Source organism: Croceicoccus sp. Ery15 (assembly GCF_020985305.1).
Classification (GTDB): Bacteria; Pseudomonadota; Alphaproteobacteria; order Sphingomonadales; family Sphingomonadaceae; genus Croceicoccus.
On sequence record NZ_CP087588.1, the window covers coordinates 1,247,110 to 1,264,560 of the forward strand.

Annotated in this window: 23 protein-coding genes; 1 reads left to right on the top strand and 22 read right to left on the bottom strand. The window is 62.2% G+C overall.

Translation table 11 applies throughout. The features are described from left to right. Nucleotides 1-10: 10 nt before the first annotated feature. From nuoK to LOZ77_RS06240, 17 genes are all read right to left on the bottom strand, one after another. Nucleotides 11-316, bottom strand: a complete 306-nt coding sequence (gene nuoK, locus LOZ77_RS06165) for an NADH-quinone oxidoreductase subunit NuoK (protein ID WP_230281303.1) — start codon at nucleotides 314-316, stop codon at nucleotides 11-13. Between the two features lie 11 nt (nucleotides 317-327). Further along, nucleotides 328-945 (bottom strand): NADH-quinone oxidoreductase subunit J, encoded by a 618-nt coding sequence (locus LOZ77_RS06170; protein WP_230281304.1) that lies wholly within the window; start codon nucleotides 943-945, stop codon nucleotides 328-330. 27 nt (nucleotides 946-972) lie between these two features. After that, complete coding sequence (gene nuoI / locus LOZ77_RS06175; RefSeq protein WP_230281305.1) at nucleotides 973-1,458, bottom strand: NADH-quinone oxidoreductase subunit NuoI; 486 nt, start codon at nucleotides 1,456-1,458, stop codon at nucleotides 973-975. Next, nucleotides 1,455-2,498 carry an NADH-quinone oxidoreductase subunit NuoH gene (gene nuoH, locus LOZ77_RS06180; RefSeq protein ID WP_230281306.1) on the bottom strand — a complete coding sequence of 348 codons (1,044 nt, stop codon included), beginning with the start codon at nucleotides 2,496-2,498 and terminating at the stop codon, nucleotides 1,455-1,457. Before nuoH ends, nuoI begins: the two co-directional genes overlap by 4 nt. Further along, nucleotides 2,495-4,501 carry an NADH-quinone oxidoreductase subunit NuoG gene (gene nuoG / locus LOZ77_RS06185; protein ID WP_230281307.1) on the bottom strand — a complete coding sequence of 669 codons (2,007 nt, stop codon included), beginning with the start codon at nucleotides 4,499-4,501 and terminating at the stop codon, nucleotides 2,495-2,497. The genes nuoH and nuoG overlap by 4 nt, the downstream gene beginning before the upstream one ends. Beyond that, on the bottom strand, nucleotides 4,501-5,790 hold the full coding sequence (nuoF, locus tag LOZ77_RS06190; RefSeq protein WP_230281308.1) for an NADH-quinone oxidoreductase subunit NuoF: 1,290 nt from the start codon (nucleotides 5,788-5,790) through the stop codon (nucleotides 4,501-4,503). The genes nuoG and nuoF overlap by 1 nt, the downstream gene beginning before the upstream one ends. Nucleotides 5,791-5,793: 3 nt before the next feature. After that, complete coding sequence (locus tag LOZ77_RS17825) at nucleotides 5,794-5,928, bottom strand: hypothetical protein (RefSeq protein ID WP_255671210.1); 135 nt, start codon at nucleotides 5,926-5,928, stop codon at nucleotides 5,794-5,796. Then, a complete protein-coding gene (locus LOZ77_RS06195) occupies nucleotides 5,928-6,095 on the bottom strand; it encodes a hypothetical protein (RefSeq protein ID WP_230281309.1) in 168 nt (55 codons plus the stop codon). Before LOZ77_RS06195 ends, LOZ77_RS17825 begins: the two co-directional genes overlap by 1 nt. Continuing rightward, the gene (locus LOZ77_RS06200) at nucleotides 6,095-6,763 is read right to left on the bottom strand and encodes an NAD(P)H-dependent oxidoreductase subunit E (protein WP_230281310.1); all 669 of its coding nucleotides are present in this window, start codon (nucleotides 6,761-6,763) and stop codon (nucleotides 6,095-6,097) included. The genes LOZ77_RS06195 and LOZ77_RS06200 overlap by 1 nt, the downstream gene beginning before the upstream one ends. Then, nucleotides 6,763-7,098: a nuclear transport factor 2 family protein gene (locus tag LOZ77_RS06205; RefSeq protein WP_230281786.1), complete on the bottom strand. Its 336-nt coding sequence runs from the start codon at nucleotides 7,096-7,098 to the stop codon at nucleotides 6,763-6,765. The genes LOZ77_RS06200 and LOZ77_RS06205 overlap by 1 nt, the downstream gene beginning before the upstream one ends. A gap of 10 nt (nucleotides 7,099-7,108) precedes the next feature. Next, complete coding sequence (locus tag LOZ77_RS06210; protein WP_230281311.1) at nucleotides 7,109-7,321, bottom strand: hypothetical protein; 213 nt, start codon at nucleotides 7,319-7,321, stop codon at nucleotides 7,109-7,111. After that, nucleotides 7,318-8,529 carry an NADH-quinone oxidoreductase subunit D gene (locus LOZ77_RS06215; RefSeq protein ID WP_230281312.1) on the bottom strand — a complete coding sequence of 404 codons (1,212 nt, stop codon included), beginning with the start codon at nucleotides 8,527-8,529 and terminating at the stop codon, nucleotides 7,318-7,320. Before LOZ77_RS06215 ends, LOZ77_RS06210 begins: the two co-directional genes overlap by 4 nt. Then, complete coding sequence (locus tag LOZ77_RS06220) at nucleotides 8,526-9,407, bottom strand: NADH-quinone oxidoreductase subunit C (RefSeq protein WP_230281313.1); 882 nt, start codon at nucleotides 9,405-9,407, stop codon at nucleotides 8,526-8,528. Before LOZ77_RS06220 ends, LOZ77_RS06215 begins: the two co-directional genes overlap by 4 nt. Continuing rightward, nucleotides 9,407-9,958, bottom strand: coding sequence for an NADH-quinone oxidoreductase subunit B family protein (locus LOZ77_RS06225; protein WP_230281314.1), 552 nt, complete (start codon nucleotides 9,956-9,958; stop codon nucleotides 9,407-9,409). The genes LOZ77_RS06220 and LOZ77_RS06225 overlap by 1 nt, the downstream gene beginning before the upstream one ends. Next, entirely contained in the window at nucleotides 9,949-10,323 is a 375-nt protein-coding gene (locus tag LOZ77_RS06230) for an NADH-quinone oxidoreductase subunit A (RefSeq protein ID WP_230281315.1), read from the bottom strand. Before LOZ77_RS06230 ends, LOZ77_RS06225 begins: the two co-directional genes overlap by 10 nt. 128 nt (nucleotides 10,324-10,451) lie before the next feature. Next, nucleotides 10,452-11,339, bottom strand: coding sequence for an A24 family peptidase (locus LOZ77_RS06235; RefSeq protein WP_230281316.1), 888 nt, complete (start codon nucleotides 11,337-11,339; stop codon nucleotides 10,452-10,454). Next, complete coding sequence (locus tag LOZ77_RS06240; protein ID WP_370638050.1) at nucleotides 11,318-11,899, bottom strand: SH3 domain-containing protein; 582 nt, start codon at nucleotides 11,897-11,899, stop codon at nucleotides 11,318-11,320. Before LOZ77_RS06240 ends, LOZ77_RS06235 begins: the two co-directional genes overlap by 22 nt. A 29-nt stretch (nucleotides 11,900-11,928) precedes the next feature. Here LOZ77_RS06240 and LOZ77_RS06245 point away from each other — a divergent pair, with 29 nt between their 5' ends. Continuing rightward, on the top strand, nucleotides 11,929-12,978 hold the full coding sequence (locus LOZ77_RS06245) for a 2-hydroxyacid dehydrogenase (protein ID WP_370638051.1): 1,050 nt from the start codon (nucleotides 11,929-11,931) through the stop codon (nucleotides 12,976-12,978). A gap of 4 nt (nucleotides 12,979-12,982) precedes the next feature. On the opposite strand, the gene LOZ77_RS06250 is transcribed toward LOZ77_RS06245, so the two are convergent. From LOZ77_RS06250 to LOZ77_RS06270, 5 genes are all read right to left on the bottom strand, one after another. Continuing rightward, nucleotides 12,983-13,387 (bottom strand): GFA family protein, encoded by a 405-nt coding sequence (locus LOZ77_RS06250; protein ID WP_230281317.1) that lies wholly within the window; start codon nucleotides 13,385-13,387, stop codon nucleotides 12,983-12,985. A gap of 35 nt (nucleotides 13,388-13,422) precedes the next feature. After that, a complete protein-coding gene (locus LOZ77_RS06255; RefSeq protein ID WP_230281318.1) occupies nucleotides 13,423-14,829 on the bottom strand; it encodes a nitronate monooxygenase family protein in 1,407 nt (468 codons plus the stop codon). Continuing rightward, a complete protein-coding gene (locus tag LOZ77_RS06260) occupies nucleotides 14,826-15,587 on the bottom strand; it encodes a class I SAM-dependent methyltransferase (protein WP_230281319.1) in 762 nt (253 codons plus the stop codon). Before LOZ77_RS06260 ends, LOZ77_RS06255 begins: the two co-directional genes overlap by 4 nt. Before the next feature lie 26 nt (nucleotides 15,588-15,613). Further along, a complete protein-coding gene (gene prfB / locus LOZ77_RS06265; protein WP_230281320.1) occupies nucleotides 15,614-16,741 on the bottom strand; it encodes a peptide chain release factor 2 in 1,128 nt (375 codons plus the stop codon). 155 nt (nucleotides 16,742-16,896) lie between these two features. Next, nucleotides 16,897-17,448, bottom strand: coding sequence for a peroxiredoxin (locus LOZ77_RS06270; RefSeq protein ID WP_230281321.1), 552 nt, complete (start codon nucleotides 17,446-17,448; stop codon nucleotides 16,897-16,899). Nucleotides 17,449-17,451 lie beyond the last annotated feature (3 nt).

The window sequence follows — 17,451 nt, forward strand, 5'->3', positions numbered from 1 at the left end:
CGCGGGCGGCCTATCCCTTCATCCGGTGGATATCGTCCACCGCGATCGTTCCGCGGCCACGGAAATAGATCACGAGGATTGCAAGACCAATCGCCGCCTCACCCGCCGCAACAGTCAGAACGAACATGGCGAATATCTGGCCGGTCAGATCGCCCAGAAAGGCGCTGAAGGCGACAAGGTTCAAATTCACCGCCAGCAGGATCAGTTCGATCGCCATCAGGATGACAATCACGTTCTTGCGGTTGAGGAAGATGCCCAGCACGCCCAGCACGAACAAAATCGAGCTGACGACGACGTAATGTTCGATTCCGATCACGGCGCCCTCCGTTAAAGTTTCACGCCCGCGCCCACGTCGGGACGGGTCTTGACGATGGCCTCTTCCGGACGGCGCTTCACCTGCCTGGAGATATTCTGGCCGCGCACGTCGGGGCGATGGCGCAGCGTCAGCACGATTGCGCCGACCATGGCGACCAGCAGGATCACGCCCGCAGCCTCGAACAGGAAGAGATATTTGGAATAGAGCAGCGCCCCGATCGAGGCGATATTGCTGTGGTCCATCAACGGGGCATTGGCCCCATCGGGCGTGCCCAGCACGATGCCGCCCGCGCGGTAAGCGCCAAGGCCCAGCACCAGTTCGGCCAGCAGCACGACAGTCAGCACCATGCCCAGCGGAAAATTCTTCACGAAGCCAGCGCGCAATTCGGCGAAATCGATGTCGAGCATCATTACGACGAACAGGAACAGCACGGCGACCGCGCCGACATAGACGATGACAAGCAGCATCGCGATGAACTCTGCCCCCACCAGCACCATCAACGCCGCCGCGTTAAAGAAGGCAAGGATCAGCCAAAGCACGGAATGCACGGGGTTCCTCGCCATGATGACGAAGCAGGCCGATGCAATCACGAGGGCCGCGAAGAGGTAGAAGGTGATGGTCTGGATCATGGGTTTTGATGTCCCGCGAGCGCGCCCCTAGCGATACGGCGCGTCGGCTTCAAGGTTCGCGGCAATCGCACGCTCCCACTTGTCCCCGTTCGCCAGCAGTTTTGCCTTGTCGTAAAGCAGTTCTTCACGCGTTTCGGTGGCATATTCGAAATTCGGCCCTTCGACGATCGCGTCGACCGGACATGCTTCCTGACAGAAACCGCAATAGATGCATTTCGTCATGTCGATGTCGTAACGCGTGGTCCGGCGGCTGCCGTCGTCACGCGGTTCGGCCTCAATCGTGATCGCCTGGGCAGGGCAGATCGCCTCGCACAATTTGCACGCGATGCAGCGCTCCTCGCCGTTCGGATAGCGGCGCAGCGCGTGTTCTCCGCGGAAACGGGGCGACAGCGGGTTCTTTTCGAACGGATAGTTGATCGTCGCCTTGGGCTTGAAGAAATACTTCAGCGTGAGGGCGTGCGCCTTCACGAACTCCCACAGGGTGAACGATTTTATGAGATGAGCGACGCTCATGAATACCTCGTGATCATAAGCCAGCCCGAAACGAGCACGACGAACAGCAGGCTCATCGGCAGGAAAATTTTCCAGCCAAGACGCATCAGCTGGTCATAGCGGAAGCGGGGCACGGTGGCCTTTACCCAGCTGAAGATGAAGAAAAAGAACAGGATCTTCAGCAGGAACCAGACGATGCCGGGCACATAATACAGCGGCGCCCAGTCGATCGGCGGCAGCCAGCCACCGAAGAACAGGATCGCGTTCAACGCACACATCAGCAGCACGTTCGCATATTCGCCCAGCCAGAACAGCGCGAAGCTCATCGACGAATATTCGGTCTGGTAACCGGCGACGAGTTCGGATTCCGCCTCTGTCAGGTCGAACGGCGCGCGCGCGGTTTCGGCCATGCCCGAGATCAGGAACAGCACCCACATCGGGAACAGCAGAATGTGGAAGAAGAACCCGTTGACGATCCCAAAGCCAAAGCCGCGCTGCGCCTCGATCATCTCCGACAGATTATTCGTGTTTGCGAACAGGATCACGCAGATAAGGATGAAGCCGATCGAGACTTCGTAAGAGATCATCTGCGCAGCGGCACGCATCGCACTGAAAAACGGATATTTCGAGTTCGACGCCCAGCCCGCGATCACCACGCCGTAAACCCCCAGCGAGCTGATCGCGAGGATATAGAGCAGGCCGATATTGATATCCGCCAGCACCACGCCGGGGCCGAACGGCACGACCGCCCAAGCCATCAGCGCAACGGTGAAAGTGATGATCGGCGCGATCAGGAACAGACCCTTGTTCGCGGCCGAGGGGATAATGGTTTCCTGCAGGAACACCTTCAGACCGTCTGCGAAACTCTGCAACAGGCCGAAAGGGCCAACCACATTGGGGCCTCGGCGCAGCGCCATGGCGGCCCAGATCTTGCGGTCGGCATAGATGATCATCGCCACGCCGAGCATAAGCGGCAGGGCGATCAGCAACACGCCGATGACCGTGGCAATAAACCACGCCCATTCGTACTGCATGCCGAGGGATACGAAAAAGTCGGTCATTCCGCGGCCTCCGCAATGTCCTCGCCATGGAACAGTTCTGCCGAGCAGCGCTGCATCGTCGGGCTGGCGCGCAGGATCGGATTGGTGAGATAGGGATCGGTAATCGGATAGGCCGCGATCACGCCCGAAGCGTCACCACCCCCCGCCGGAAGCGTACCGCCGGTTACTGCCAGTCCTTCATTCGCGAGCGCCGGCGTATCCGCGTACATCGCCTCGCGCAGCTGGTCGAAATTGTTGAATCCGACTTCGACACCCAGCGCATCCGCCATGGCGCGCAAGATCGTCCAGTCCTCGCGCGCGTCACCCGGAGCGAACACGGCCTTCTCCGACCGCTGGACGCGGCCTTCGATATTGACGTAGGTGCCCGCCCTCTCGGTAAATGCGGCGGCGGGCAGGATGATGTCCGCCGCATGCGCGCCCTTGTCACCATGGTGGCCGATATAGACCTTCAGGGCATCGCCGAACGGCGCGTAATCCATCTCGTCCGCACCCAGCGACAGCAGCAGCTTGGGCTTGGCCGCGACGATATCAGCCATCCCGCCCTTCTGCGCGAGGCCGAGCAGCAACCCGCCCATGCGCGAGGGCGAGAAATGGAGCGCGTTGAACCCGTTCCAGCCGTCTTTCACGACATTGAATTCCGCCGCCAGCGCCAGCGCCTTGCCCAGCGCACCGCGACCCAGCGCCGCACCGCCGACGATGATCGCAGGCCGCTCGGCCCCCTTCATCGCCTCGACCACTTCGGCAGGCAGCGCGTTCAGCACCGCCAGATCATTGCCAAGGAAGCGCGTCTTGTACGTGGTGTCATATTCGGGGCCGACGTGGAAAATCGCCGCGCCCTTCTTCACCGCCTTGCGCAGCCGGACGTTCAGCAGCGGCGCCTCGTGTCGGATCTGGCTGCCGATGATCAGCACCGCATCGGCATTCTCGATACCGGCGAGCGTGGTGTTGAAATTCACCGCAGTCAGGCTCGACGTGTCATAGACCAGGCCGGTCTGGCGCCCTTCGATCAGGGTCGAACCGCAAGCCTTCAGCAGTGCCTTGGCCGCGAACATGGTCTCGCAATCAACCAGATCGCCATAAACGGCGGCAATGTCCTTGCCGGCCTTGGCGACCTTGATCTTTTTAAACGCCTCGTCCCAGCTCGCTTCTTCAAGCTTGCCCCGCTTGCGGATCCAGACCTTGTCGAGGCGGCGACGCGTCAGCCCGTCGACCGCATAGCGCGATTTGTCGGCGATCCACTCCTCGTTCACATCGTCGTTGATGCGCGGCAGGATGCGCAGCACTTCGCGGCCGCGGCTGTCGATGCGGATATTCGCGCCGACCGCGTCCATCACGTCGATGCCCAGCGTTTTCTTCAGCTCCCACGGACGCGCTTCGAACGCATAGGGGCGGCTGGTGAGTGCGCCGACGGGGCACAAATCGATCACATTGGCCGAAAGCTCGTGCTTGGCGGCCTGCTCCAGATAGGTGGTAATCTGCATGTTCTCACCACGGAACAGTGCGCCGATCTCATCCACGCCCGCGATTTCCTCGCTAAAGCGGACGCAGCGCGTGCAGTGGATGCAGCGGGTCATCACCGTCTTGATCAGCGGACCCATATATTTCTCGGTCACCGCGCGCTTGTTCTCGTCATAACGCGTCGCGCCGCGGCCATAGGCGACCGACTGGTCCTGCAGATCGCATTCGCCGCCCTGATCGCAGATCGGGCAATCGAGCGGGTGGTTGATGAGGAGAAACTCCATCACACCTTCGCGCGCCTTTTTGACCATCTCGCTGTCGGTGCGGATTTCCTGCCCGTCGGCAGCCGGAAGCGCGCACGAAGCCTGCGGCTTGGGCGGTCCGGGCTTCACCTCGACAAGGCACATTCGGCAATTGCCCGCAATCGACAGCCGCTCGTGATAGCAGAAGCGCGGAATTTCCTTGCCCGCAAGCTCTGCCGCCTGCAGCACGGTTGCGCCTGCCGGGACCTCGATTTCCTGTCCGTCTACGGTTACCTTGGGCATTATTCAGCGGCCTCTGCCATGTTACCTGCCGCCACGATCCGGCGTTCAAGCTCGGGACGGAAATGCTTGATCAGGCCCTGGATCGGCCATGCCGCCGCATCGCCAAGGGCGCAGATCGTGTGGCCTTCGACCTGTTTGGTGACCTGGAACAGCATGTCGATTTCCTCGACCGCCGCCTCGCCGGTGCGCAGGCGTTCCATCACGCGCCACATCCAGCCGGTGCCTTCGCGGCAAGGCGTGCACTGGCCGCAGCTTTCATGCTTGTAGAAATAGCTGAGACGGCTGATCGCCCTTACGATGTCGGTCGACTTGTCCATCACGATGACCGCGGCAGTGCCAAGGCCCGAGCCCTGTTCCTTGCAGCCATCGAAATCCATCGGCATGTCGAAACACTGGTTCGCAGGCACCAGCGGCACCGACGAACCGCCGGGGATCACCGCGAGCAGATTGTCCCAACCGCAGCGAATGCCGCCGCAATGCTTTTCGATCAGTTCGCGGAAGGGGATGCCCATTTCTTCTTCCACAACGCAGGGGCGTTCGACATGCCCGCTGATCTGGAAGAGCTTGGTGCCCTTGTTATTCTCACGCCCGAAGCTGGAGAACCATGCCGCGCCGCGTCGCATGATCGTGGGCGCGACCGCGATGGATTCGACATTATTGACCGTGGTCGGGCAGCCATAAAGTCCCGCGCCTGCCGGAAACGGCGGCTTCAGGCGGGGCTGGCCCTTCTTGCCTTCAAGGCTTTCGATCATCGCGGTTTCTTCGCCGCAGATATAGGCGCCCGCGCCGCGATGGACGAAGACGTCGAAATCATAACCCGAACCGCTTGCGTTCTTGCCGATCAGGCCCGCGTCATAGGCCTCCTGCACGGCAGCGAACAGCACTTCGGCCTCGCGGATATATTCGCCGCGGATATAGATATAGGCAGCGCGCGCGCGCATCGCGAAACCGGCGACCAGCGCCCCTTCGATCAGCTTGTGCGGATCGTGACGGATAATCTCGCGGTCCTTGCACGAACCGGGTTCGGATTCGTCGGCATTGATGACCAGAAAGCTGGGACGACCGTCGGGGCTTTCCTTGGGCATGAACGACCATTTCAGACCGGTCGGGAAACCCGCGCCGCCGCGACCGCGCAGGCCCGATGCCTTGATCTCGTCGATGATCGCATCCTGCCCTTTGGCAAGGATGTCCTTGGTATTGTCCCAGTCGCCGCGCTTTTGCGCAGCGGACAGGTTCCACGGCTGATAGCCGTAGACGTTCGTGAAGATGCGGTCTTTATCAGCCAGCATCGGTCAAACTCCGAATACGAAAATAGCGGCGGCGATCAAGATCGCGACCAGCGCGACCGTCTTGACGACGCCCTTGAGGACTTTCCACGCGATAATCACACCAAGCAGGGCGACCGCGATCGGGATCAAGCTTTCCATCACTGGCCATCCTGCTTGCCGTTCTTGTACGAAAGTGCGAGGAATACAGCGCCCAGCGCGACAAAGCTGGCGCCCATGGCGGTGTTCTGCGTAGCGAAGAAAATCGCCGCCGCGAACATAAAGCCAGCGCTTGCGAAACGGTAATTGCGTTGCTGAAGCGAGGCCATCACCATTCACCCCGGTAATCGTGGTTTTCGTCCACCATCGCGGTCAGCGTGGTCGGGCCGCCGACGGGTTCGACGGTGTGACGGGCCGGATCCTGCGTGCCTTCCTTGGGCGTTTCGCCCTTGGCCAGCGCGTCGAGCACGGCGTCGAAACGCTCGGCCGTCAGATCCTCGTAATTGCCGTCATTGATCTGGACCATGGGGGCGCTGGCGCAATTGCCCATGCACTCCACCTCGGTCAGCGTCCACATGCCGTCGTCGGTCGTGTGCCCCTTTTTCATGCCGCGCGCCTTGCAGCGGTCCATGATGTCGTCGCTGCCGCGCAGCCAGCACGGGGTGGTGCCGCACACCTGCACGTGGAATTTGCCCACGGGAACAAGGTTGTACATGGTGTAAAAGCTGGCCACCTCGACCACGCGGATCACCGGCATGTCGAGATAGGTCGCCACATATTCCATCACCGGAATCGGCAGCCAACCCTGCGTGCCGGTTTCCTCGCCCACTTGCCGCTGCGCGTAATCGAGCAGCGCCATGACGGCCGATTTCTGACGACCCTCGGGATAGCGGGCAATCGCCGCCCTGGCTTTCGCGTCCCATTCGGGATTGAACGCAAAACCGCCCCAGCGGGCGCGCAATTCAGGCGTATCGGGTTCGAGGTAACGGTCGGCCATTAGCGGATGAACTCCACCCGAGAGCATTTGTCGCCCTCGAAACTATAGACGGCAAGCACGTCGAAGGGCTGCGCATCGGCGCTGCGCCACACGCGTTCGTGCAGGGTGACGAAAGTGCCGAACTGCTTTGCATCGATCACTTCGGCGCGGTTTTCGGGAAATTCGGCGAACATCGCTTTCAGACCGGCGCGCGTTCCTTCACGCCCATCGCGCACGACAGCGCCGCGATAACCCGCTTCGCAGGCATCCTCGGTCATCAGGGCGACATAGGCGTCGGCATCCTGCGCATTGTAATGCGCGATCATCTGCCGTGCGGTTTCCAGATTGTCGGTCATAGTCTCGGTCTCAGCCACGCGGACCTCCGCGGCGGCGTTTCCAGTTTCGGTATTGCGACTGCCCGAAGGCAAAGAATTCATAGCCCGCGACGCAGGCGATCAGTTCGGGCAGCCAGTAATTGGTATTGAACCCCAGCAGCAATGCACCGAAGAACACCGCGATCAGGGCAAGCCCCGTTCCCGATGCCAGCACGCTCATCTGCTCGGAATGCGACAGGTTCAACGGTCGCACTCCCCGAACACCACGTCGATCGCCCCCAGAATGGCGGTCGCGTCGGGCAGCATGTGACCCTTGCACATCATGTCCATCGCCTGAAGATGGCTGAACGCGGTCGGGCGGATCTTGCAGCGATAGGGCTTGTTGCTGCCGTCGCTGACCAGATAGACGCCGAATTCGCCCTTGGGGCTTTCGGTCGCCACGTAAACCTCGCCCGCAGGGACATGGAACCCCTCGGTATACAGCTTGAAGTGGTGGATCAGCGCTTCCATCGACTGCTTCATCTCGCCGCGTTTGGGGGGCGAAACCTTGCGGTCGTCGGATGCGATCGGCCCTTCGGGCATTTCGGCGAGACATTGCTTGATGATCCGCGCCGACTGATAGACCTCTTCGACGCGGACCATGAAGCGATCGTAGCAATCGCCATTGGTGCCGACGGGAATTTCGAAATCCATCCTGTCGTAAACATCATAGGGCTGCGACTTGCGCAGGTCCCAGGCAATGCCGCTGCCGCGGATCAGCGGGCCGGAAAAGCCCCACTTCACCGCATCGTCCTTGCTGACGATGGCGATGTCGACATTGCGCTGCTTGAAGATGCGATTGTCCATCACCAGGCTCATCGCGTCGCCGAACAGTTCGGGCAGACGCTTGTCCACCCAGTCGCCGATATCGGTGAGCAGCTTCAGCGGCACGTCCTGATGCACGCCGCCGGGACGGAACCATGCGCTGTGCATGCGCGCACCCGAAGCCCGCTCGAAGAAATTGAGGCAATCCTCGCGCAGTTCGAACACCCACAGGTTCGGCGTCATCGCGCCCACGTCCATAACGTGCGACCCGATGTTGAGCATGTGGTTGCAGATGCGCGTCAGTTCCGCGAACAACACGCGCAGATATTGCGCGCGCTGCGGAACCTCGACATTCAGCAGCTTTTCGATGGCGAGCACATAGCTGTATTCCTGCGCCAGCGGCGAGCAGTAATCCAGCCGGTCGAAATAGGGCAACGCCTGCAGATAGGTCTTGTATTCGATCAGCTTTTCGGTGCCGCGGTGCAGCAGGCCGACATGCGGATCGATACGCTCGATAATCTCGCCGTCAAGCTCCATCACCATGCGCAGCACGCCATGCGCTGCCGGGTGCTGGGGCCCGAAGTTGATCGTGTAATTGGTGATGACCTCGTCGCCGGTTGTGGGCGACTGTTCGAGTTGCAGGCTCATGCGTCCTTACCCTTCTCGCCGCCCTCATCCGCGTCCGGATCGTTCTTGTCGACTTCGGTCGCGCCTTCGGTGTCGGCGGTCTTGCCCTCGCGCCGTGGCTGGCCTTCGCGGCTTTCGGTCGGCTCCGGAGCGTCGGAAGCCTTGCCTGCGTCGCCTTCGGGCGCCTTTTCTGCCGCCTTGGCGTCGGTTTTGGCGCCCGCACCGGTATCCTTGGGACTGTCGGTAGTCTTGGGCTTGTCCACCGGCGGCGGTGCGGGTGTTTCGGCGGCCTTTTCATCGCCGGGCAGCACGTAGTCAGCGCCTTCCCACGGACTCATGAAATCGAAGCTGCGGAAATCCTGCGTCAGTTCCACGGGCTGATAGACGACGCGCTTTTCATCTTCGGAGTAGCGCAGTTCGACATGGCCCGTCAGCGGGAAATCCTTGCGGAACGGATGCCCTTCGAAGCCATAATCGGTCAGGATGCGGCGCAGGTCGGTATTGCCGGCGAACAGCACGCCGAACATGTCGAAAACCTCGCGCTCCAACCATCCGGCGACAGGCCAGATATCGGTCACGGTCGGCACCGGCTTTGCCTCGTCGGTACAGGTCTTGACGATGATGCGATGGTTCCTGGTAAGCGACAGGAGGCAATAGCACACCTCGAACCGCTCGGCCCGCGAGGGATAGTCGACGCCCGCGATTTCCATCAGTTGCTGGTAATCATGCGCATCGCGCAACAGGCGCAGCGCGGCATTCAGCTGCGCACGCTCGACCGTCAGCAGAATTTCGCCATGCTCTTCATGCGCCTCGACCAGCATCGGGCCGAGAGCCGATGCCAGCGCATCCTTCACGCCGTCATTGGGCGCAAATCGGGGAGCGGAATGAATGACAGCCATCAGCGTTTCACCGTGCCTTCGCGGCGGATCTTTCGCTGCAATTGCATCACGCCATACAGCAGCGCCTCTGCCGTGGGAGGGCAACCGGGGACATAGATATCAACCGGCACGATCCGGTCGCAACCGCGCACCACCGAATAGCTGTAATGGTAATAGCCGCCGCCATTCGCGCACGAACCCATGCTGATGACATATTTGGGATCGGACATCTGGTCGTACACCTTGCGCAGTGCCGGTGCCATCTTATTGCACAGCGTGCCCGCGACGATCATCACGTCGGACTGGCGCGGCGATGCACGCGGGGCGGCGCCGAAACGCTCCATGTCATAGCGCGGCATGTTCACGTGGATCATTTCCACGGCGCAGCAGGCCAGACCGAACGTCATCCACCACAGCGAACCGGTACGCGCCCACTGGAACAGTTCTTCCGTGCTGGTCAGCAGGAAGCCCTTGTCGTTCACTTCGGTCGACAGGGCGTTGAAATAGTCGGCGTCGGGCTGGCGCACTTCGCCAGCTTGCGCGGCGGCGGGAAGAGTTTGATCTACTCCCATTCCAGCGCTCCCTTCTTCCATGCATAGGCAAAGCCGATGATCAGTTCGAACAGGAATACCATCATGGTGATCCAGCCCGGCCATCCGGTCAGATCGAGGCTGACGGCCCATGGGAACAGGAACGCGGCCTCAAGATCGAAAATGATGAACAGGATCGCCACCAGATAGAACCGCACGTCGAACTGGCTGCGCGGATCCTCGAACGCGGGAAAGCCGCATTCATACTCCGACAGCTTTTCCGCGTCGGGGTTGTGCGAACCCGTCAGGCGCGACACGCCCATCGGCAGGAATACGAAGAGGGCGGAGAGCCCCAGCGCGATCACCAGGAATATGAAGATCGGCAGATATTGTGACAGGTCGACCAAAAGGCCCTCTCTGGCTGTATGCCGCGATAACGGACTTCAAGTTTGCGGATAACATCGCACCCGCGAAATGCGCCCTAGGCAACGGCGCGCCGCTGCGCAAGGGGGCTGAACGCCCCTAAATGCAGGGCTTAGGGGGTAAGCAGCGAAAAACCTGCGAAACTGACCGCGATGGTTGCCAGTGAAAGCAGTGTGCCCAGCGGCAGGGCAAGGCCAGAGTCGCTCTCGTTCCCGGCGGAATCGCCAGGATCGGACGACTTGCCGTGCATCAAGTTCGCCGCGGCAATTGCGATCCCCAATCCGGCCGCCAGCAACACAATAAAACAAACGCCCAGCGGCCCTGCCCACAGGCCGATCGCGCCCATCAGGGGTGGATCGGCGCTGCCCATCCCGTCCCTGCCGCGTATGGCCCGAAACAGCAGCGCGGGTGCAGCCAGCAGCACAAAGCCAAGCCCGCCGCCCGCAAGCTGACGCAACAGCAGGGGAAGCCATTGCTGCCCGTCCAATGCCGCCACAGCCGGTATCATCAGCGCACTGAACGCCAGTATCGCGATCCCCACCGGCGGCAAATGGAACGAGCACCAGTCCGACAAGCCCAGCACCAGCAATTGCCACCCCAGAATGGCGGCCAAAATGGCAGTCAGCGGATCGGGCATGAACAGCCACGCGGCAATGCCGATGGTCGCCCCCGCCACTTCGGCCAATGGCTGCAAGGGATCGATCGGCGCGCGGCAAGTGCGGCAACGCCCCGCCAGCATCAGGAATGACAGCATCGGTACAAGATCGGCGATTCCCAACACGCGCCCGCACGAATCGCAACGGGAACGCCCCGTCACCACGCTGTCGCCGCGCGCGATGCGCAGTGCAGCGGCACCGGCAAAGCTGCCGATCACGGCACCGGTCACGCCCAGCAGAGTCGGAAGAAAAAATGCCATCATCGTATCGGCCGAACCGAACAGCGCCGCCGCCCTTGCCTCGATCAGCGGATAATGATCGATCAGGGTTCCCCGTCGCCCCACAGCCGGTCCTGCCGGACCCAGCCTTCCTGCATCGGACCTTCGCGTTCACCGACGGCGAATCGGCACCACCCTTGGTCGCATTCGCCCAGCCAGCCGGTGACGCCGGGTTCCAGTTGCCACAACAGCTTGGCATCGTCGGCAGGTAAGGCACGCATCATGACATTGTCGTCGCCGGTCACGATGGCGCTGCGTTCGCGGCTGAGGAAGCGCGAAACCACCCAGCCCCGCGTGCCATCGGGGTCTTCCACCAGTCGCCAGCCCGAAAGGCGGCGCACCACTTTAACTGGCAGACCCTTGCGCTGGTAAACCCACAGGATCTTGTAACTGCCCCCCGGCCCCACGCGCATATTCGCCTTGTCGGTAGTGAGCGAGGCCCAATAGGGCACCTCGTCCGTATCCTGCGCGGCAGCGGGCAAAGCCGGCGCGATACTGGCGCATAACAGGCTGGCAAGAAGGATCCGGCGAAGCGTCATTCCCTTCGCATAGCCCCGCCCGCCGGTCGCGCCAAGATGGCGGATGCAGCCACCCACACCGGCGATCGTGCGAAGCCTGTTGACCACGCCGCCCGTCGCAGCGTAGCGCCGCAACCATGGCCCAATCCGATCCCGAGGCAGCCCGACCGATGTCCGAACCCGCACATGCGACCGCCCGCCGGATCGACGGCAAGCCCCGCGTCGTCGTTACCCGCAGGCTGATGCCCGCGATCGAGGCGCGGATGGCCGAATTGTTCGATACCGCGCTCAATCCCGACGATCACGCCTTCACGCGGGAGGAACTGGCGACGGCGATGGCCGGTTGCGACGTGCTGGTCCCGACCGTGACCGACGATATCGATGCCGCGCTGATCGAAGGGGCAGGCGACAGGCTGCGCATGATCGCCAATTTCGGCGCGGGAACGGACCATATCGCACTGGGCGCGGCACGCGCGCGGCGGATCGTGGTGACCAATACGCCCGGCGTGTTCACCGACGACACCGCCGATCTGACCATGGCGCTGCTGATCGGCGTCATCCGTCGCATGCGCGAAGGTACGCGGATTGTGCGGCACGGCGAATGGACGGGGTGGAGCCCCACCGGCATGCTCGGCCGGTCTCTGGGCGGCAAAACACTGGGCATTATCGGCATGGGTCGCATCGGCCAGGCCGTCGCCCATCGCGCCCGCGCGTTCGGTCTGCGCATCGCCTATCACAACCGCCGCCGCCTGCCCGAATCGGTCGAACGTATGCTGGGCGCGGAATATGCAGGCGATGTCGACAGCCTGCTTGGCAAAAGCGATATCGTCACCCTGCATTGCCCGACCAGCGCCGCCACGCATCATCTGATCGACGCGCGCCGGATCGCGCTGATGAAGGATGGCGCGGTGATCGTGAACACCGGACGCGGCGATCTGATCGATCAGGAAGCCATGATCGCCGCGCTGGAAAACGGCCATCTGTGGGGTGCCGGCCTCGATGTCTATCCGGACGAGCCGATGGTCGATCCGCGGCTGATCGCGCACCCCTATGTGATCACCCAGCCCCATATCGGCAGCGCCACCGAAGAGGGACGGACCGCGGCGGGCATGAAGATCCTCGCCAATATTCAAAGCTGGGTTGATGGCCACAGCCCGCCCGACCGCGTGATCGAGGGTTACGCCTGAGCGATCAGTCCGCGGTGTAGCGCAAGATGCCCGAACGACGGGTCGCGCCCGTATCCTTGGGGTGGGCCTGCCCGTTCAGCACTTCGACTTCGGGAAAATCGAACGGGCTCATCCCTTCGAGGCAGGCGACATTCACGCCATATTGCGTGGGGTTCGAACGGCGCTGGTGATGCGTGTAAATGCCGCAATTCCCGCAGAAATAATGATTCGCCGCGCCGGTGTTGAATTGATAAAGGCGCAGCGCATCCTCTCCGGCCAGCAGGGTGAAGCGGTCCAGCGGCGCGCTGACCGCGACGGCCCCGCGCATCCGGCAGAGCGAACAGTCGCACCGGCGGGCAGAGGCCAGATCGACCTCCGCCTCGAAGCGGACGCTACCGCAGTGACAGGCCCCCTTTTTCAGTTCTCCCATCGTCTGCGGCTTCCTTTTTCCGGTGGTCGGGCCGGTCAGTCGCCCGTCAGAATGCGCTCGACCAGTTCCTTCACGCTCGGCGTATAGCCGTTGGAATAGAACGGGTCCTGCTTGAAACGGTACGCGGCGTGCCCTGCGAAAGCGAGATTCTCGTCCGTCGGTCCGCCATGGGCGATGTCCTGCAACGTCTTTTGAATGCAGAAGCTGCGCGGATCGGCAAGCCGGCCCGTGGTGTAATCGTCATGGTCCTTCCACGACGAAAATCCGCAATGCGACAGGCAGCCCATGCAGTCGGCCTGATCCTTGCGGATAATCTCCCGCTCTTCGGGCGAGACGAAAACGACCGTGTCGTCCGGCGTCTTCAATGCGGTCGTGTGGCCGGCACCGGCCCATGTGCGGGCGCGTTCGCGGTCATGCGGCGTGACCCAGAAATTCTTGCCCTTCACGCCTACGTCCAGCTGGACGGTATGATCGCCCGCCTCGACCCGCGAATAGGGGATCTGACGTTCGCTACGCTCTTCCAGATTGCGCAAGAACGGATTGCGCACCGCACTGGAATAGAAACCGGTGGGCGAAAACTTGTGCAGCAGCACATCGCCGGGCTCCAGCGTGCGGAGCATGTCCTTCCAGCCCTGCGGGATCGGGCTTTCCTGCGTCAGCAGGGGGCGCGTTCCGAACTGAAAGGCGATCTTGCCCAGTTCGGGATTGTCGATCCAGTCGTTCCATTCGCGCAGGAACCAGACCCCGCCCGCCATCACGATCGCGGTATCTTCCGACACGCCTTCCTTGCGCATGGTTTCACGCAGAGCCTTGACGCGGGGATAGGGATCTTCGGGCTTTTTCGGGTCTTCGGCATTCGACAGCCCGTTATGCCCGCCCGCCAGCCACGGATCTTCATAGACCACCGCCGCCATCAGTTCGGGCACCTTCGAATAGCTGCGCTTCCACAAGGCGCGGAACGCACGGGCCGACGAAACGATAGGCAGGTAATGCACCCCGAAACGCTGCGCGATTTCGGCCAGCTTGTACGGCATGCCCGCGCCGCAGGTGACGCCGGTGACAAGGCCCCTGGTCCGCTCCAGCGTCCCTTCCAGCACTGCCTGCGCGCCGCCCATTTCCCACAGCACGTTGATATTGATCGCGCCCTTGCCGCCCGAAATCTCGTGCGCGCGCCGGACCTGCTCTACCGCGCCGTCGATCGCGTAATCGATCAGCTGCTGGTGACGTTCCTTGCGGGTCATCTGTTCATAGACCTGCGGGACAATCTTGCCCTCGGCGTCATAGCTGTCGGCGTTGACCGCACTGACCGTGCCGATGCCGCCCGCGGCTGCCCACGCACCCGAACTGGCGTGATTGGTCGCCGAAACGCCCTTGCCCCCTTCGATCAACGGCCAGACCTCGCGTCCGCCATAGTTGATCGGCTTCAGTCCCTTAAAGCTCATGTCTCAACAATCCTGTCAGGGCGGCTTGCGGTGCCATCGGCGCCGCCGTCCGCCGTTCCTGCGGCAACAACTTCCTGCTCGCAGGGTTCAATATCGGCCGGATCCGGCCTTGGGCCTGCCGCCTCGAAACGGGCATAATAGCCTGCCAGTTCGGGGCGGCGAATAAAAGCGGCCAGCTTGAAGCCGACCGACTCGAATTCGCAGAAAAGCAGCTTGGGGGGAATACCGTGATTGTCGGTCGCGCGGTCGACATCCACGACAATCACCTGCCCGCCCTGCCGCAAGGCGGGACGCAGCCGCCATAGAAACGCATAGGGTTCGCTGACCTGGTTATAGACATGCACCAGGAACACACGGTCGAAACTGCCTTCGGGCAAACCCGGATCGTCGGGCGTTCCCAGCTTGATCGACACATTGTCGAGCCGCTCGCGCTCAACCCGTGAGCCGAGGCGCTGCAACACTTCTGCGTCGATGTCCTGTGCCAGAACGCGCCCGTCCTTGCCGACACGCTCGGCAAGGCGGGTTGTGTAATAGCCCTCGCCCGCGCCGATATCAGCCACGGTCATGCCTTCGCCGATATTGGCAAGATCCATGACGGTAACCGCTTCCTTGCGATCGTCGCGGGTCCGTTCGGGCATCTGGCTGGCCGAAACGGTGGACACCGGGCGGTCCGCCTCGGGAAAATCGCGCGCGCTTTCGGGGCGACCGTCATCCTTCTCGGTGATATTGCATCCCGACAGGACAAGCGCAGCCGCCATTGCCGCAAGCAGGGACGCGCGATGGATCAATCGTCGTCCTCCACATCCACCTTCTCGCCCGTCACGCGCTGCGACAGGGCAGCGGTGATGAACGGATCGAGCGCGCCGTCGAGCACGTCGGAAGGATTGGTCGAAACATGACCTGTGCGCAAATCCTTTACCTGCTGGTACGGTTGCAGCACATAGGAACGGATCTGGTGGCCCCAGCCGATTTCGGTCTTGGCCTGATATTCGCCGCTGGCCGCAGCCTCGCGCTCGGCCAGTTCCTTTTCGTACAGCCGCGCCTTGAGCATGTTCATCGCGGTGGCGCGGTTCTTGTGCTGCGAACGGTCGTTCTGGCTGGCCACCACGATGCCGGTCGGCTGGTGGGTAATGCGAACGGCGGAATCGGTCGTATTGACGTGCTGCCCGCCCGCACCCGATGCGCGATAGGTGTCGATCTTCAGGTCGGCGGGATTGATTTCGATCTCGATATCGTCGTCGATGAAGGGATAAACCCATACCGAACTGAACGAAGTGTGCCGCCGCGCGCTGGAATCGTAAGGGCTGATGCGGACCAGCCGATGCACGCCGCTTTCGGTCTTGGCATAGCCATAGGCATTTTCGCCGCGGATCAGCAGGGTCGCGCTTTTGATGCCCGCCTGTTCGCCCGCGTGGTAATCGACCACCTCGACCTTAAAGCCGCGCCGTTCGGCCCAGCGCACATACATGCGCTGCAACATTTCGGCCCAGTCCTGGCTTTCGGTGCCGCCTGCGCCTGCGTGAACTTCCAGATAGGTGTCATAGCCATCGGCCTCGCCCGACAGCAGCGCGCCCACCTTGTCGCGGTCGGCGCGTTCGGCCAGCGCGTTCAGGCTGTTCAGCCCGTCCTTGACCACGCTGTCGTCACCCTCGGCCTCACCCATTTCGATGAACTCGACCGCGTCCGACATTTCGGCGCCAATCTCGTTCACCGCCTTGACCGCATCGCCCAGCTGCTTTTGCTCACGCGTGATCGCCTGCGCCTGCTTGGGGTCGTTCCACAGGTTCGGGTCTTCCACCCGCGCACTCAGCTCGTCCAGACGGCGCAGCGCCTGTTCCCAGTCCAGCGACTGGCGGATCAGCGCGAGCGATGCCTCGATACGGTCGACAAGGGCCTGCCCTTCGGCACGCATGAAATTTCTCCTTAAAGGGCCACCTGCCCTGCGGACTCGGGTCCGCTTAGCGAAGGGTCCGGATTTGTGAAAGTGCGCAATGCGTTTGTGCGCAGCGATGGCGCACCATGGCCCGCCGCAAGGGCGATGGGCCGGTCAGTCTGAAACCGGCCTCGTCAGCGGTCCAGCGCGCGGACCGCCTCCAGCGTGCGCGAGACATGTTCGCGCCAATCGGAATCGGAATGCACCATGGCGATCCGCCCGTCGGGCGCGATGACATAGGATGTCCGGTCGCTCATCAACCCGCTGACGTTCTTCATATCGAGCGCGACATCATAGGCGCGGATCGTGGCGGGCGTTGCCTGCGCAACAGGAAATGCGTTGCGGCATTCCTCGGTCGAAAATTTCTTCAGCGTTTCGATATCGTCGGCCGACATGCCCACGACCTGCGCGCCTGCCGCCTTGAAATCGGGCATCGCCTCGGCAAAGGCGCGGGCCTCCAGCGTGCAGCCGTGGGTGAACGCCTTGGGAAAGAAATAAAGCACGACCGGCCCGCTTTTCAGCGCCCTGGCCAGATCGAAAGAGAATGCTTTTCCTGCCATCGCACCCGTCGTCATCACCGGCGGCGCTTCGGCGCCCTTGGGCAGAGACGCGGCAACGGGCCCCGCGGCAAGGGCAGTTACGGCAAGGGCGCCTGCCAGAAGGCTCGATCGGATGCGCATGTTCATGAC